At 48.8% G+C, this 15,284-nt stretch carries 17 protein-coding genes; 11 read left to right on the top strand and 6 right to left on the bottom strand.

Features of this window, described 5'->3' with window-relative positions; translation table 11 throughout:
* Positions 1 to 507, bottom strand: a complete 507-nt coding sequence (gene def / locus NV375_RS08580; RefSeq protein WP_258807763.1) for a peptide deformylase — start codon at positions 505 to 507, stop codon at positions 1 to 3.
* Between the two features lie 81 nt (positions 508 to 588).
* On the opposite strand from def, the gene NV375_RS08575 reads away from it, so the two are divergent.
* From NV375_RS08575 to hemF, 6 genes are read left to right on the top strand one after another with little or no spacing between them, the layout of a single operon-like run.
* Entirely contained in the window at positions 589 to 1,701 is a 1,113-nt protein-coding gene (locus NV375_RS08575; protein ID WP_258807761.1) for a LysM peptidoglycan-binding domain-containing protein, read from the top strand.
* A gap of 32 nt (positions 1,702 to 1,733) precedes the next feature.
* Positions 1,734 to 2,798 (top strand): DNA-processing protein DprA, encoded by a 1,065-nt coding sequence (gene dprA, locus NV375_RS08570; RefSeq protein ID WP_258807760.1) that lies wholly within the window; start codon positions 1,734 to 1,736, stop codon positions 2,796 to 2,798.
* Positions 2,799 to 2,800: 2 nt separating this feature from the next.
* Positions 2,801 to 3,274, top strand: coding sequence for a DUF494 family protein (locus NV375_RS08565; protein ID WP_126772200.1), 474 nt, complete (start codon positions 2,801 to 2,803; stop codon positions 3,272 to 3,274).
* A complete protein-coding gene (locus NV375_RS08560) occupies positions 3,275 to 3,670 on the top strand; it encodes a type I DNA topoisomerase (RefSeq protein ID WP_258807758.1) in 396 nt (131 codons plus the stop codon).
* 13 nt (positions 3,671 to 3,683) lie between these two features.
* Positions 3,684 to 4,235, top strand: a complete 552-nt coding sequence (locus NV375_RS08555) for a Sua5/YciO/YrdC/YwlC family protein (protein ID WP_258807756.1) — start codon at positions 3,684 to 3,686, stop codon at positions 4,233 to 4,235.
* Positions 4,236 to 4,237: 2 nt separating this feature from the next.
* The gene (gene hemF, locus NV375_RS08550) at positions 4,238 to 5,155 is read left to right on the top strand and encodes an oxygen-dependent coproporphyrinogen oxidase (RefSeq protein ID WP_258807967.1); all 918 of its coding nucleotides are present in this window, start codon (positions 4,238 to 4,240) and stop codon (positions 5,153 to 5,155) included.
* Here the strand turns inward: hemF and NV375_RS08545 are convergent.
* Positions 5,152 to 5,565, bottom strand: a complete 414-nt coding sequence (locus NV375_RS08545) for a group II truncated hemoglobin (protein WP_126772194.1) — start codon at positions 5,563 to 5,565, stop codon at positions 5,152 to 5,154. The two genes, hemF and NV375_RS08545, sit on opposite strands and share 4 nt — an antisense overlap.
* A 1-nt stretch (position 5,566) precedes the next feature.
* Here NV375_RS08545 and aroE point away from each other — a divergent pair, with 1 nt between their 5' ends.
* Entirely contained in the window at positions 5,567 to 6,403 is an 837-nt protein-coding gene (aroE, locus tag NV375_RS08540; protein WP_258807754.1) for a shikimate dehydrogenase, read from the top strand.
* Here aroE and NV375_RS08535 read toward each other — a convergent pair.
* Complete coding sequence (locus tag NV375_RS08535; protein ID WP_258807753.1) at positions 6,400 to 6,678, bottom strand: hypothetical protein; 279 nt, start codon at positions 6,676 to 6,678, stop codon at positions 6,400 to 6,402. The two genes, aroE and NV375_RS08535, sit on opposite strands and share 4 nt — an antisense overlap.
* Before the next feature lie 574 nt (positions 6,679 to 7,252).
* Between NV375_RS08535 and polA the strand changes: the two genes are divergently transcribed.
* Complete coding sequence (gene polA / locus NV375_RS08530; protein ID WP_258807752.1) at positions 7,253 to 10,027, top strand: DNA polymerase I; 2,775 nt, start codon at positions 7,253 to 7,255, stop codon at positions 10,025 to 10,027.
* Positions 10,028 to 10,223: 196 nt separating this feature from the next.
* Here polA and NV375_RS08525 read toward each other — a convergent pair whose 3' ends face one another.
* Positions 10,224 to 11,126, bottom strand: coding sequence for a DMT family transporter (locus NV375_RS08525; protein ID WP_258807751.1), 903 nt, complete (start codon positions 11,124 to 11,126; stop codon positions 10,224 to 10,226).
* Positions 11,116 to 11,730 (bottom strand): ribosome biogenesis GTP-binding protein YihA/YsxC, encoded by a 615-nt coding sequence (gene yihA / locus NV375_RS08520; protein ID WP_258807750.1) that lies wholly within the window; start codon positions 11,728 to 11,730, stop codon positions 11,116 to 11,118. The genes NV375_RS08525 and yihA overlap by 11 nt, the downstream gene beginning before the upstream one ends.
* A gap of 113 nt (positions 11,731 to 11,843) precedes the next feature.
* Between yihA and NV375_RS08515 the strand changes: the two genes are divergently transcribed.
* The 3 genes from NV375_RS08515 to NV375_RS08505 all read left to right on the top strand — a co-directional run bounded on the left by NV375_RS08515 (position 11,844) and on the right by NV375_RS08505 (position 13,935).
* Positions 11,844 to 12,470, top strand: a complete 627-nt coding sequence (locus NV375_RS08515; protein WP_258807749.1) for a cytochrome c — start codon at positions 11,844 to 11,846, stop codon at positions 12,468 to 12,470.
* A 534-nt stretch (positions 12,471 to 13,004) separates the two neighbouring features.
* Complete coding sequence (yihI, locus tag NV375_RS08510) at positions 13,005 to 13,484, top strand: Der GTPase-activating protein YihI (protein ID WP_258807748.1); 480 nt, start codon at positions 13,005 to 13,007, stop codon at positions 13,482 to 13,484.
* Positions 13,477 to 13,935, top strand: coding sequence for a DUF2489 domain-containing protein (locus NV375_RS08505; RefSeq protein WP_258807747.1), 459 nt, complete (start codon positions 13,477 to 13,479; stop codon positions 13,933 to 13,935). Before yihI ends, NV375_RS08505 begins: the two co-directional genes overlap by 8 nt.
* Here the strand turns inward: NV375_RS08505 and NV375_RS08500 are convergent.
* On the bottom strand, positions 13,928 to 15,223 hold the full coding sequence (locus NV375_RS08500) for an amidohydrolase family protein (RefSeq protein WP_258807966.1): 1,296 nt from the start codon (positions 15,221 to 15,223) through the stop codon (positions 13,928 to 13,930). The two genes, NV375_RS08505 and NV375_RS08500, sit on opposite strands and share 8 nt — an antisense overlap.
* Between the last annotated feature and the right edge of the window lie 61 nt (positions 15,224 to 15,284).

Genomic DNA, 15,284 nt, shown 5'->3' with positions numbered 1-15,284 from the left:
TTATACCGCATGAAGTCGAGCTTCTTTTTCGAGCTTTTTGCGAATACGGTCGCGTTTTAAAGGCGACAAGTAATCGACAAATAACTTGCCATTTAAATGGTCGAGCTCATGCTGAATGCAAATTGCGAGCAATCCTTCGGCAGTTAAGGAAAACGCTTCACCGTTTCGATCAAGGGCTTGCACCGTCACTTTGCTGGCGCGTTCCACTTTGGCATAAACGCCAGGAAACGATAAACACCCTTCTTCGTTAGCAAATAATCCGTCTTTTTCAGTAATCTCTGGATTAATAAAAACTAACGGTTCGCTCTGATCTTCACTACAATCAGCTAGAAAAAGGCGTTTATGCACATTGACTTGTGTTGCCGCAAGGCCTACACCATTAGAGTCGTACATAGTTTCGAACATCGCATCGATTGTATCGCGTAGACTATCATCTACACTAGTAACTGGTTCTGCGACGGTGCGTAAACGTTCGTCAGGGTATTTTAAAATAGTTAATTTAGTCATAACTCGTCATTCGCTAGTTTCATCTTGCCTAATTTTAACGTAATTTGGGGATGAAAACACGAGTTTACAACGGAGCTCAACATGACTACGTGGCGATTCCAAGCGATTGCGGTCATCGGTTTTTTGCTGGTTGCTCCAGCAACGGCCCTCGCAACCCAACAACAAGAGACCTCGGCTACCACAACAACGCGTGGTGACGTCATCCGTTTACGTGAAGATGCGCCGCAGGAATATGTGGTAAAAAAAGGCGATACCCTATGGGATATCTCCGCAATGTATCTTAACGACCCGTGGCATTGGCCCGAATTATGGCGGGTCAATAGTGACATCGCCAATCCGCACTTAATTTATCCCGGTGATCGTTTGCTTCTTAGTTGGGTGAATGGACGTCCGCAGCTCAGTCGCAAGGTTACCAAAACTCTTGACCCCGAAGGCAAGTTAGAGCCGAAAGGGAATCCAATCCCCACGTTCGACCGCGCCGCATTAGAACCATTTTTAGATGGTCATCATATTGCGTTGCGTGGTGAAATTTCGCGGATGCCACAAATTGTTGGCGATAACCGTGGGGCACCACGAATTAACGGTATGGCGCCGGTCTTCATCAAGGGAAATGTTGAACTTGATCGCAAGTACCGCGTGTTTACCCAAGTGGATAGTTTCGGTGACCAAGTGCTGTTACGCGACGTCGCTGGCGTACGTGTGAATCTTCATCATGTGGATTTAATTGAAGGTGAGCTCATTAGTCCGGAGCGTGAAATTCGTCGAGGTGACGTTATTTTGCAGCCGCAAAACACCGATCTCCCTGACATCATTGTGCCGACCAACGGTGCGCCGGTCGATGGCCATGTAGTAGGTTCATTGAATGCGCGTAATAAGCACGGCAAGTACGATATGGTCGTACTCGATAAAGGCGCGGCCGACGGTGTAGAGATTGGTCAAATGTTCCAAGCGATTCGCCCTGGAGTTCGGGTGTTTATGGATGGTGAAAAGCCAGAGTTTGTGAATTTGTATAAGCCTTACGACGATATATCGAGGCAGTGGCGCGACACGCTTCGTCTACCCGATCAAGCGGGTGCAGAGCTGTTGATAGTAAAAACTTTCCGGAATATGAGTATGGCAATGGTCGTTGAAGCTCACGAATGGTTTGAGGTCGGTACTTATTTTGTTCCGAAAATTCTAACGACTAACGACTAACGACTAACGAATCACACGCACAAGGAAGTGCTATGGAACCCTCTCTCGCAGAGCTTTTGGCGTTATCGCGTCTGACCGCCGCTGATCGCAATCGTGTCCGCAAATTAGCGAGTTTTGCAAAGAGCCGAGCATTACTCGCTCCCTATCTGGATAGCTTACCGGAGCGCTACCTCGACCATCTCCAGCGCTGGATCGAGGAGAGCGGGAGAGCAGGCCCCACGCGCTGTGTTGTGCATTGGTTTTCCTCCACGTACCCAGAACGTTTACGCAACATACATAATCCACCATTAGTGCTCTTTGTCGCTGGAAATATCGACTATTTAGCTGCACCTCAAATTGCTCTGGTGGGAAGCCGTGCAGCTAGCCATGAAGGACTGATTGAGGCTGCCTATTTCGCTGAGCAACTCACCCGAGCAGGGCTACTTGTAAGTAGCGGGTTGGCGAAAGGCGTTGATCACTACGCCCATAAAGGCGCGTTAAAGGCTGGGCCGACGCTGGCTGTTTTAGCTACGGGCCCAGATATTGCAGCCCCGACGCAACATCGGCAGCTGCAACAACAAATTGAACAGAGCGGCTTGTTGGTTTCGGAGTTTGCCCCCGGCATGTCGGCACAACGTGATCATTTTTCGCGACGTAATCGTATTCTAAGTGGCCTAGCGCTCGGCGTTCTCATTATCGAAGCGAAGTTGCAAAGCGGCTCATTGGTTACTGCGCGCTTGGCGTTAGAACATGATCGCTCATTGTTAGTGTTACCAGGTAGTATTTGGAATCCGCATCGGACAGGGAATTTGCAGCTATTACAGCAAGGTGCTGCATTGGTGGTAAAAGTTGATGACGTGTTCAACGAATTGAATTTAAAACGTCTGACCCCATATAGTGATGACGGCAGTGCTAGCGCAGGTGAAAATAATTGCGACCGAAGCTTGGCAAACCCACAATTGTTGGCTAATGTGGGCTATGAGGCTACATCGATAGACACTATCGTAGCGCGCAGCGGACTACCGGTCGCTGTGGTTTCAGAGCAGTTAGTGTTATTAGAATTAGAAGGCCGAGTAGCTTCAGTCGCCGGTGGTTATATTAGAATGGGGAGGCGCTAAAGATGTTTGATATCCTCATGTATCTGTTCGAGAACTTCATCCATTCGGATGTTGAGGTGGTGGTGAACCATGATGAGCTCACCGACGAACTCACGCGGGCGGGCTTCCGTCAGCAAGAGATTCACAAGGCGCTTGCTTGGTTAGAGCGTTTGGCCGACCTTCAGGACAGTCAAACCAAACCCTATCTTAATCGTTCTCAAAGCAGTGCGACACGAGTGTTTACGGCTGAAGAAACAGCGCGCTTGGATTGTGCAAGCCGCGGCTTCTTAATGTACCTCGAGAACTTAGGTGTCCTTGACTTCGCTACCCGCGAGATGGTCATGGATCGCGTTATGGAACTCGATATGCCAGAAGTTACACTAGACGATCTGAAGTGGGTGGTGTTGATGGTGCTATTCAATGTGCCGGGCTGTGAAGATGCCTACAATCAGATGGAAGGACTTTTGTTTGAGGAACCAGAAGGTCTCTTGCATTAAATGACCGACAACTTTCTTGAACCTCAACCACTGGGCGTTCCTTGCCCCCGGTGCCAGCGCGAACTGCAACTCAAAAAAGGCCGTTATGGCCTTTTTGTTGGTTGCAGTGGCTATCCAGACTGCGACTACATGACCTCCGCTGATTTTGACCCAGGTACAGATGTGCCTTGTCCGAATTGCGAAAAAGGCAAACTGGTTCAGAAAACCAGTCGTTTCGGTCACTCCTTTTATGCTTGTGATGCGTACCCAGAATGTAAGTTTTCCGTTCCGCTGCCACCTGTGGCAGAATCATGCCCTACCTGTAACTATCCGTTGTTACTGCGCAAAAAAACAGCCGCTGGCGAACGTCTTATTTGCGGTAACGATGATTGCGATTACAAATCAGAGATGCGTTGAGTAGGAGAATGAAATGGACTGGCAAGCCGCAAAAGAAGCCTTTTCCAACGGGGAGTTGTTAGCGTACCCCACTGAGGCTGTGTTTGGTTTAGGCTGTGACCCGCGTAACGAACAAGCCGTATTGAAACTTCTGGAACTCAAGCAAAGACCAATTGAGAAAGGCCTCATTTTACTCGCTGCTGATTACAGCCAGCTCGTGCCCTTTGTCGCTGACCTTAAAATTCCTCAAGATAAACGCTTTAGTGTGTTTTCCCATTGGCCAGGGGCGATTACGTTGCTGCTTCCGGCGGCACCGACGACACCCGACTGGCTTACTGGGGGGAGTGACAAAATCGCTGTGCGCGTTACCGCACACGAACCGGCACGACAGTTATGCCGAGCCCTCGGCAGTGCCATTGTGTCGACCAGCGCTAATTACTCTGGTGAGCCAGCTCTAACGACAGCAGAATCAGTGAAGAAAACGTTTGCTGATAGAGTGGCATGGGTAATGGATGAAGCCGTTGGCGGTGCAACGAGTCCATCGAAAATTATTGATCCTCTCACCAACCAAATCTATCGAGCTTAATGATGAGTCATCCGGCGTTAACAGAAGTCATCAGCTATTTACAGGGCCTCCAAGACCGTATTTGCCAAGCGCTTGAAACGGCCGATGGCGGTGCTACCTTCGCGGAAGAAAGCTGGCAACGTGAAGGCGGCGGTGGCGGTCGTTCCCGCGTATTACGAGATGGCGATGTACTGGAGCAGGGGGGCGTCGGCTTCTCGCATGTTTTCGGTGAGCAGATGCCAGCTTCGGCGACAGCGCACCGGCCCGAGCTCGCTGGCAGAAACTTTAATGCCTGCGGGGTTAGTCTGGTTATGCATCCGAGCAACCCTTATGTGCCAACCAGTCACGCTAATGTGCGCTTTTTCATTGCCGAAAAAGAAGGTGCTGAGCCGGTATGGTGGTTCGGTGGCGGCTTTGACTTAACACCCTTCTATCCTTTTGATGAAGACATTAAACACTGGCACCAAATGGCGAAACAAGCGTTGGAGCCTTTTGGGTCTGATTTGTATCCAAAATTCAAAGCATGGTGTGACGACTACTTTTGGCTAAAGCATCGTGATGAGACGCGCGGCGTTGGTGGTTTATTCTTTGACGATCTCAACGATCGGCCATTTGAGGAGTGTTTCGCTATTATGCGAGCGGTGGGCGATGCTTATTTAGATGCTTATCTCCCCATCATTGAGCGCCGCAAGTCGACCCCGTTTGGTGACCGCGAACGGCAATTTCAATTGTATCGCCGCGGACGCTACGTTGAATTTAATTTGGTCTGGGACCGTGGCACGTTATTCGGTTTACAAACCGGTGGCCGCACCGAATCGATTTTAATGTCAATGCCACCGCTGGTGCGCTGGGAGTATGGCTACTCACCTGAGCCAGGCTCCCCGGAAGCTCGGCTTTACGAGAATTATCTGCGCCCACGTGATTGGCTGAATGAGCTTTAGTCAGTGTTAATCATATGATGCGCAAGGCGTGTAAACTGTTGCTTTAATTGCATATGCAGCAATGGATCGGCAACTTGCTCGTCAAGCACTTGATACATACATAACAACCACTGGTCACGCATGTCGATGTCAATACGAAACGGTAGGTGACGCGCGCGTAGCTGCGGGTGGCCGTATTTAGCTGTAAATAATTGTGGGCCGCCAAACCAGCCGCTGAGAAACTCGAAAAACTTTTGTCGAATCGACGTTAGCGGCTGCGGGTGGAGTTCGAGTAGATCTTTGGCTCGTGGGTCGCTTTCCATAATATCGTAAAAGCGATCGGCCATGGCTCGTACCCCTTGTTCGCCACCAAGTTGTTGGTATTGTGAAGCAGGTTCACTGGTTTTTTTACTTTTTAAGAATGACAACATAATGAAATTTACAGTCTTTGGTAATCCGATTGCACATAGTTTATCGCCGATAATACATCAACAGTTTGCGAAACAACTGCGTATCGAGCTTGAATACACGCGCAGTTTAGCATCGAAATTAGGTTTCGCAGAGGCGGTGGCGAAGTTTTTCCGTACTGGCGGTGCTGGTGCTAACGTGACTGTCCCTTTTAAAGCTACGGCTGCGAAATTGGTGACCCACCTAACCCCCCGTGCAGCGCGAGCCGGCGCTGTTAATACGCTAATCCCGCTGGGCCGCGGGCAGCTTGCCGGCGACACGACCGACGGTGAAGGATTGGTGCGTGATCTGCAACGCCTGTTGAAAAGCGATGACATTCTCTATGAAGTACTGATTATCGGCGCTGGTGGGGCGGCGAGCAGCGTGATTGAACCGCTACAGCAGGTCGGCGCAAGCATTGTCATGGCAAACCGAAGTAGTGCAAAGGTTACAGCGCTACAACAAGACTTTGGTGATTTGCAAGCCATGTCGTTTGCGGAACTGTCGGCGCCACCACGAAGAGGCTCGAAAAGTCGGCCTCGTATTGTCATCAACGCTACTTCGGCTTCGTTAACAGGCTCTGAGTTGCCAATACATCCTAATTGGTTTGCAGACAGCGCTTTAGCTTATGACATGATGTATGGAAGGGTGCCGACGCCTTTCTTACGACAGGCGCAACAAGCCGGCGTCGAGCAGAGTGCGGACGGTTTAGGGATGCTCGTTGAGCAAGCGGCCTTAGCTTTTGCCTTATGGCATGATGGGCAGCTGCCGAATACGGAAATCGTCTTACCGACTATTCGTGCGGCGCTCGAACCTAGTTAATCACGGATTTGCAGTGTAGGGTTGAGATTCACTTCACCGCTTTGATCAACGGTTGCGTATTCGCGGCTGCGTCGGACAACCGCTATCGGGCCATTCGCCATGTTACGAATGAAAGCGAGTTCAAAGCCGAATTTACTGAGTTGATAGACGCCAAACTTTTGATCCATCGATAAACGTTGCCACCATTCTTTAGTGTCAAAGTCGCCGCGCCGACGTTCTTCTGGCGTAGTCTCTATCGCGTCAGTTAGCGCAGGACTCATTGAATCTAACTCCATAACAAGATTACTCGTGTACCTTCACACCCTATTTTTGGAAGACGGCGACGGACCAACTTTTGCTTTGTCGCTTTGCCTATGCGAACTCTAATATGACGATGATCATAGAAAAGTTCAACCCTTAATTCTGATTACAAAATAATCTAATGACGCACTTCTATATGCGAAAAACATTCTAAAAATCTTTACCGGTGAGCTAGCAAAACCGACCACATGTGATAGTCTTACTGTTCGGTTGGATAACACATCAACCTCAGCTTCATGAGATTGGCGTTTCTTAATAGGTATGCGATTCGTGAAGCGAAAGATCAGTTTCCACAACTGACACACTATAAAAAAATAAAGCTGTCAGGGAATGTGAAGTCTAAAAATTCCCATGTATACCAGTAGTTTATAGATCAAAGACATCGTACGGTTTCGCCGTTTATCACGATGGAATAGCTTATTGTCAACAGACTTATCCACATGCTATCCACATTTTTCGCTAGGTATGAAGTTCTATCGGAACTGGCGAGAACTTGGGGACTGTGGCATGCTTAGCGGCATCAATAAACAGCTAAAAAGCATGTAAATTATGGCCGCAAAAGAATCGCCTCAGGTTCCTGAAAATCCTTTTATTCTCGTTGATGGGTCGTCGTACTTATTTCGTGCGTTCTACGCCCCTCCACACATCACGACAAGCGCTGGCGAGCCTACCGGAGCCATCTTCGGTGTGGTGAACATGCTACGTAGTTTGATTAAGAAGTATCACCCGTCGCACATGGCTGTGGTATTCGATGCTAAGGGTAAAACCTTTCGCAATGACATGTACGAAGAGTACAAGGCAAACCGCCCGCCGATGCCTGACGATCTACGTTCGCAAATTGCGCCGTTGCACGCGATTGTGAAAGCGCTCGGCTTACCACTACTTTGCATCGATGAGGTTGAGGCCGATGATGTCATCGGTACGTTGGCGCGGCAAGCCGGAGAACAAGGCCGTTTCACCTTGATCAGTACTGGCGACAAAGATATGGCGCAGTTGGTGAATGAGCACGTGATGCTGATTAATACCATGACGAATACGTTGTTGGATGATGCCGGCGTCAAAGAAAAGTTTGGTGTGGAACCAAGTCAGATCATCGATTACTTGGCTCTGATGGGCGATAGTTCAGACAATATTCCTGGTTTGCCAAAGGTGGGTGAAAAAACAGCACTAGCTATGCTGCAAGGCATGCACTCGATTGATGCGATGTATGATGCACCAGAGAAGGTTGCTGAACTCGGTTTTCGTGGTGCTAAAACGATGCCGGAGAAACTGCGAGAGCACAAAGATATTTTGCTGTTGTCACGTGAGCTCGCAACCATCAAACTCGACGTTGACCTCGATGGTATAACGCCAGAGGCCCTGCAAATTAAGCCTTCCGACCGCGATAAACTGAAGGAACTCTATACTGAGTTAGAGTTTAAGCGCTGGTTAGATGAGCTGATGCAGGAAGGGCCTGTGACTGAGCAGTCGAGCGACCATCAAGATAACTCGAGTACTGCGACGGTCAGCCACGATGATTACGACGTTGTGCTTGACGAAGAAGCACTCGACTGTTGGTTGGCTAAACTTGAGAACGCCGAGGTGTTTGCCTTCGACACCGAGACGACGAGCCTGAACTACATGGAAGCTGATTTAGTTGGCTTATCGTTTTCGTGTGAACCCGGAAAGGCAGCTTATGTGCCCGTTGCGCACGATTACCCAGGAGCGCCGGAGCAATTATCACGGGATTTGGTGCTGCAAAAACTCAAACCATTGTTGGAAAATGATAAAGCCACAAAAGTTGGCCAAAACTTAAAATACGATAGCCACATTCTGCGTCGCTATGGCATTAAGTTGGCGGGAATCAAAAATGACACCATGCTGGCCTCTTATGTGTTTAATAGTGTTGCATCACGGCATGATATGGACAGTCTAAGCTTGCAATACTTAGGACATCGGCCCGTGTCCTTTGAAGACATCGCTGGCAAAGGCGCTAAACAGTTAACTTTTAATCAGATCGGTCTCGACGAAGCGGCACCTTATGCGGCGGAGGATGCGGATGTAACGCTGCGTCTGCACGAGAAATTATGGGCTGCGGTGAGCAAAGAAAAATCGCTCTTGAGTGTACTGACTGAAATTGAGCTGCCCTTATTACCTATTTTAGTGGATATGGAGCAGCGAGGTGTACAAATTGACGCTCACTTGCTGGCAAAGCAGAGCAATGAAATAGCACTAGAATTGGCGCAACTTGAAGAGCAGGCATACGCCATCGCTGGCGAGGAATTTAACCTAGGTTCACCGAAACAGTTGCAAGCTATTCTTTTCGAAAAGCTTGAGTTACCGATTCGCAAGAAGACGCCCAAAGGTGCTCCGTCGACCGCCGAAGATGTGCTGCAAGAGTTGGCGCTTGATTATCCACTCCCTGACGTCATTATGAAGCATCGAGGCTTAAGCAAACTAAAATCGACCTACACGGATAAATTACCAAAGATGGTTAATCCGCGTACCAGTCGAATTCATACCTCTTATCACCAAGCCGTCACCGCCACAGGGCGATTGTCGTCGAGCGATCCAAACCTGCAGAATATTCCAATCCGAACCGAAGCGGGGCGTCGCGTTCGTAAGGCGTTTACTGCCCCTGCGGGTTACCGCATCATGGCTATTGACTATAGTCAGATTGAGCTACGTATTATGGCGCACTTGTCGCAAGACAAGAATTTGCTTGAGGCGTTCTCGAAAGGACGAGATATTCACAAAGCAACCGCTTCAGAGGTTTTTGGTGTGGCGCTAGATGAGGTTACGAGTGAGCAACGTCGCCGAGCCAAAGCAGTCAACTTTGGGCTGATCTACGGCATGTCAGCGTTTGGTCTAGCCCGTCAACTCGATATACCGCGTAATGAAGCACAGCTTTATATGGACAAATATTTTGAGCGCTTCCCAGGCGTACAGGACTACATGGAACGGACGCGGCAACAAGCTAAGCGCGACGGATTTGTTGAAACGCTATTCGGACGACGTCTGCATCTCCCCGAAATTCGCGCGCAAAACGGAGCTCGCCGCAAAGCTGCGGAGCGCGCGGCAATCAATGCGCCAATGCAAGGTACTGCCGCTGACATTATCAAGTACGCGATGATCAAAGTAGCTGACTTTATGCATAAAGAGGTGACCGACGAACAGGCGTGGCTGATTATGCAAGTTCACGATGAACTGGTTTTTGAAGTCAAAGAAGAGCATGTAGAATCGTTGAAAAAGCAACTAGTCGCTATCATGGAAGCCGCGGTCAAACTTGACGTGCCATTAATTGCCGAAGCTGGTGTTGGTGCGAATTGGGATGAGGCACACTAAGGCGATGTTGTTGGGAGCAAAAATCTTTTTTTGGGGAAATTTGGATTTTTTTTGAACTAATCAAAAAACAACCAGTCAGATTTAATGAAAGGCGCATTAAACGAGTTTATTTGTTCCGTTTGCGAAGTCCTTTCAGAGATGTTCTCTCCCTGGATTGTAAGTTTTTTGCCCGGCCATGAGCCGGGCTTTTTCTTTTCTAGCGTTGCGCATTGAAGGGTTGGCGCTTGCGCTTATTCGCGATCCAAACACCACTCAGTATCGCTGCAAGTCCAAAACCTTGTTGTAGGAAAAACGGCTCGCCATCGAGAATGCCAAGGATCAGTGCGACGATGGGTATGAGATAAGTTACCGAACTTGTAAAGGTGGTATCGGTGAGTTTAACCACTGTATTGAAGATCACTAACGCCATTGCCGTACCAACGACTCCGAGAACCAGTATTGCACCCAACGGAAACCATAACTCGGGTTGCGTAACTTGTGCAGCAAAGGGTGTCGCTACAAGCAGATAAATAAGTGCGGCTGGCGCAACTAAAAACAGCGAGACGCCGGTAATTGTTAAGGCTCCAAGGTCTGGAATATGGTGTTTGATTAGATTTAAATTCAAGCCATAACAGATAGTGGCGGCAATAATAAGTAGCCCATAGCGATTGAATTCGAAATTGCCGCTCGCGGTTGCGGTGACCAAGAGTAGCGTACCTATCAAGCCAATAATGACGCCAAACCACTGCTGCGTTAAGGCTATTTGCTTGAACAGAAGGACGCCAATGATTAATGTGGCTAAAGGCGTGAACGTATTCAGTACCCCAGTTACCCCTGAAGGTAATTCGGTTTGCGCATACGCAAATAAGAAAGCTGGAATAAAGCTACCGACAAGGCCAACACATATCAGCTTAAGCCAGTGATGTGGCTGCACGGTTTGGAAGCGCTTGAGAATAAACGGAAGCAAGACAAAACCAGCTGACGCGATACGAATCGCTGCTAATTGGTCAGGAGTAAAGCCAAGGAGCCCTTTCTTAATCAGCAGGAACGAGCTCCCCCAAATGAGGGCGAGTAAGCCAAGAAGTAGCCAAGCCTTGAGCGGCGGTACTTCATTCGTCATTCTGCACTAACCATTCGGTTAGCTTGGTTTCAACTTGCGGCAGACCAAGCTTGCTTAGCGAGGAAAACATTTCGACGGTAACGTCACCACCAAAAACCAATACGGCTTCACGCGCCTTCAGCAAGGTTGACTTGCGTGGGCCGGGTTTGAGTTTGTCGGCTTTGGTAAGCAAAACCAGAACAGGAATCTCGCAGTCCGTTGCCCAATGCAGTAATTCTTGGTCAACATCGCGGAACGGATGGCGAATATCCATGAGCAACACCAAACCACGCAGTGACTCACGTTTCTGTAGGTATTCACTTAACGCTTGTTGCCATTTTTCTTTGACCGCGATCGGAACCTTGGCATAGCCATACCCTGGTAAATCGATAAGGCGTTTTCCAGGAAGAACCTCAAACACGTTGATCAACTGTGTGCGTCCGGGTGTTTTACTGGTTCGGGCAAGATTACGCTGACGTGTTAGCGTGTTGAGCGCACTCGACTTGCCCGCATTTGAGCGGCCAGCAAAGGCGATCTCGACACCGTCATCACTTGGTAATTGACGGATATCTGCTGCACTGGTGACAAACACCGTAGGTTGAAAGTTAAGGTTTGTTGATTCCATGAGTTCTAAGATGCTTTGAAGGAATGCTTATACTATCACGATTAGGCGTTTAATCCTTAGAAGTTTTGTGTAAAATAGCGACTGTTACAACATCCAGAGCAGAGATATCGATCATGAAAAAAATCGCATTGTTCGTTGGGCTGTACCTTGGTTTCACTGGCGCCGTGATGGCTGCTGAAGGTGATGCCGAAGCAGGCAAACAAAAATCACAGGTTTGTGCTGCATGCCATGGCCCGACTGGTAGCTCGCCTTCAGATATGTATCCAAAACTGAACGGGCAGCATGCTTCGTACATCGAGAAACAACTGCACGATTACAAACTTGCGGCCGAAACCGGCGGTGAGCAAGGCCGTGCCAATGCCATTATGCAAGGGCAGGTGGCCAACTTAAGTGAGCAAGACATTGCTGACTTAGCGGCGTACTTCGCAAGTCAAGATCCGATGCAAGGCACTGCACCGGAAGATGTGGTTGCTGCAGGCCAAGCGTTATACATGGGTGGTGATGAAGAACGCAAAATTGCCGCATGTGTAGCTTGTCATGGTCCACGTGGTGACGGTATGGGCTTAGCTAAATTCCCTGATGTTTCTGGGCAGCATGCTGCTTATTTGAAAACGCAATTGGAAATGTTCCGCAGCGGCGAGCGAGCGAATGACCTGAATGGGATGATGCAAGATGTTGCCGCGAAACTTACCGATAAAGACATTGAAGTGCTGTCGCAGTACATTCAAGGATTGTATTAATCTAGCGGCTTGCACAGCTTAGTTACCTAGAAAAGCAGCATATCGATGCTGCTTTTTTTTGTTTTTATGTTATCGAAAATGCGGATAAAGCCTTTAAAAACCAATCTATAAACTTATAGGGTATAAAAAAAGTATTTTTTAGATCATAAAAATCATTGAATAAATATTTCGATTCAGTAGTCTGAATGCCATTCAATATTTAGGGAATCGCTGCGAAAGCGTCACCCGACGGTTGCTAAGGCGACTTACAGTTTTAATCCAGGGAATAAGAATAGGCTAGGAGGCCATCTTTAACCAAGCAAACAATAACAATCATAATGCTCGGTTAATGCGCGACAAAATAACAATAATAATAAAAAACCTCACGGAAGTTATAATTAAGAACACGGATGAATTGACAACCGTTCTCGTGAATCGCACGTGCGCTGTGTGAGAAAGAGAGAATACCCTAGGCGATGCTTCGGCATCGCCTTTTTATTTTGTGCCGCTGTAAGTTAAACTACGCCTATCAATTCCATTGGAACCTCATCGTTTATGACCCGTAAAAAGAAAACGCGCAAAACTGGCCCACTCGCTGCGCCAAAGAAAGCCAAAGAAGAACTTAAGCGCAGCGCCCCAGAGCCGAGCAAGCACAAAGGGAAAGGCAAGAAGCCTGGCTCTCGCTTTAACGTTGCCAATACTAAGTCTGCGGCGACGAGTAAGGGCAGCCAAAGCAGTTCAGACCCGCGGTTTGGGAGTAAAAAGCCGATTCAACTTGTTAATGCAAGTACGCCGCCGGATGAGGCCATGGCTAAGCCAAGCTTTAATCGAGCGGCAGCGGAGGCTGAATTGCAGGCGCTTGAAAACGATCCGCGCTTGCAGCAACTCCTGAACGCAATCGAAGATGGCGAAGATCTAAGCGCAGCCGACGAAGCGTATGTAGACGAGCGTACCGAACGTTTCGAACAACTGGCCAAACAACTGGGTCTGAGCCTTGACGAGGATGATGACGAGTGGGAGGACTTCGATGACTAATTTACCGTGGTGGGCTTGGGCTGTAATGCTGTTAGGCGTAATTATCATCGCCGTTTTAGCTTTCATCGCTGGGCGCATGTTAAGTCGGCTACAAAGTCAAACTCAACGTCGGGATGAGGCTATCGGTAAGCGCAATGAGCGCCTGCATGAGAGTATTGTTACGATTGCAAAAGCAATGGACCAAGGGCAATGTCCGTTGTCGGAAGGCGCACTCCGTTTGGTGGTTTTATTAGATTTGCGGGTAGAGCCGGAAAAAGTCGATTATGCTGAACGCTACAGTGGTCTACACACCATGTATGAGCGCATAAAGCATATGCCAACCCATGAAGCTCGCAAGCAGTACCCAAAAGCCGAAATTCGTAAAATGGACGACGAGCGTGAAGGCTATGAAAAAGAGCTGGAAGACGTCATTTTAAGTGACGTCCGCCAGCTACTAAAGGACTTTAGTTAAGCGTGTTCTTGTAGACTTTGCCGTCCTTCATAACGAGATTGAGGTTACTCAACGCGTCGATGTCTTTAAGAGGGTTACCTGCAGTGGCGACCACATCGGCGCGCTTGCCCACTTCCAACGTACCAAAGTCTTCGATTGTGCCTAGGAGCGTAGCCGCTTCAAAGGTCGCTGCTTTGATTGCTTCCAGTGCTGGCATGCCAGCTTCGACCATATAACCAAATTCACGCGCATTTTCACCATGATCAAACACGCCAGCATCGGTGCCAAAGGCTATTTTAACGCCGTGTTTATATGCCTCGGCGAAGGTCCCTTGGATTTTCGGGCCAATCGCCTTTGCTTTTGGCACCACCAACTCAGGGAAGAACCCTGGAATTTTTGCTCGTTCCGCCACTGACTTGCCAGCCGTGATGGTTGGTACGTAGTAAACCCCTTTCGCTTTCATGGCATCCATAACTTCTTGATCCATATAGGTGCCATGCTCAATTGAGTGTACACCGGCCTTAATGGCTCGTAGCATGCCTTGTTTACCATGCGCATGCACGGTAACTTTCATGCCATAATCGCGCGCAGTTGTCACGATGCCTTCAATTTCATCCATCATGAATTGTGGGTTCTGACCACTTTTGGCGACGCTCAAAACGCCACCGGTAACCGTTAATTTAATCAAGTCAGCACCGTCTTGATATCTAGCGCGTACTGCTTCGCGTGCCTCATAAGGGCCGTTGATAACGCCGTCAGCGGGTGTCGGTGAGGGATAGAGATCGTCCTTTGCGCCGTTGGTAGGGTCGGCGTGACCACCAGTTGTGGCAACGGACTTCCCAGAAGTGAAGATACGTGGACCTTCAACTTTACCAGCATTCACAGCGTTACGTAGCGCGATACTAGCATTATAAGAATCGCCCAAGTCGCGTACGGTAGTGAAGCCTGCATGTAAGGTTTTTTGGGCGTAGTTTACCGAGTCAAGCGTTACGTCAGCAGCACTTTTGGTAAACTTGTGGATGTAGCTACCTTCTGCCATTTCTGAGGTGAGGTGGGTGTGCATGTCGATAAAACCAGGCATGACGGTGCCGTTGCGGCGGTCAATAACGTCATCGTTGGCCGTGGCTTGTTGAAAGCCATCAACAATTGCCTTAATACGGCCATCGGCAACAACAATGGTTTGATCCTCGACAGGTGCTGCGCCCGTCCCATCAATCAATTGTCCCGCATAAATGAGTGTGTCAGCGTGTGCAACTGTGCTTGCTGCGAGCAAGCTTGCCGTAACTAGGGCTAGGGGCGTTTTTTTGATTTTCATGAGAGTCCTCTGTTTGCAGCCGATGAAAGCTTCACCTTACGCCTTTCCGTTCATT

The organism is Pseudidiomarina sp. CB1 (assembly GCF_024752025.1).
GTDB lineage: Bacteria > Pseudomonadota > Gammaproteobacteria > Enterobacterales > Alteromonadaceae > Pseudidiomarina.
Note: the sequence above shows the minus strand (reverse complement) of the source record. Positions and strands in the feature narration are given on the sequence as shown.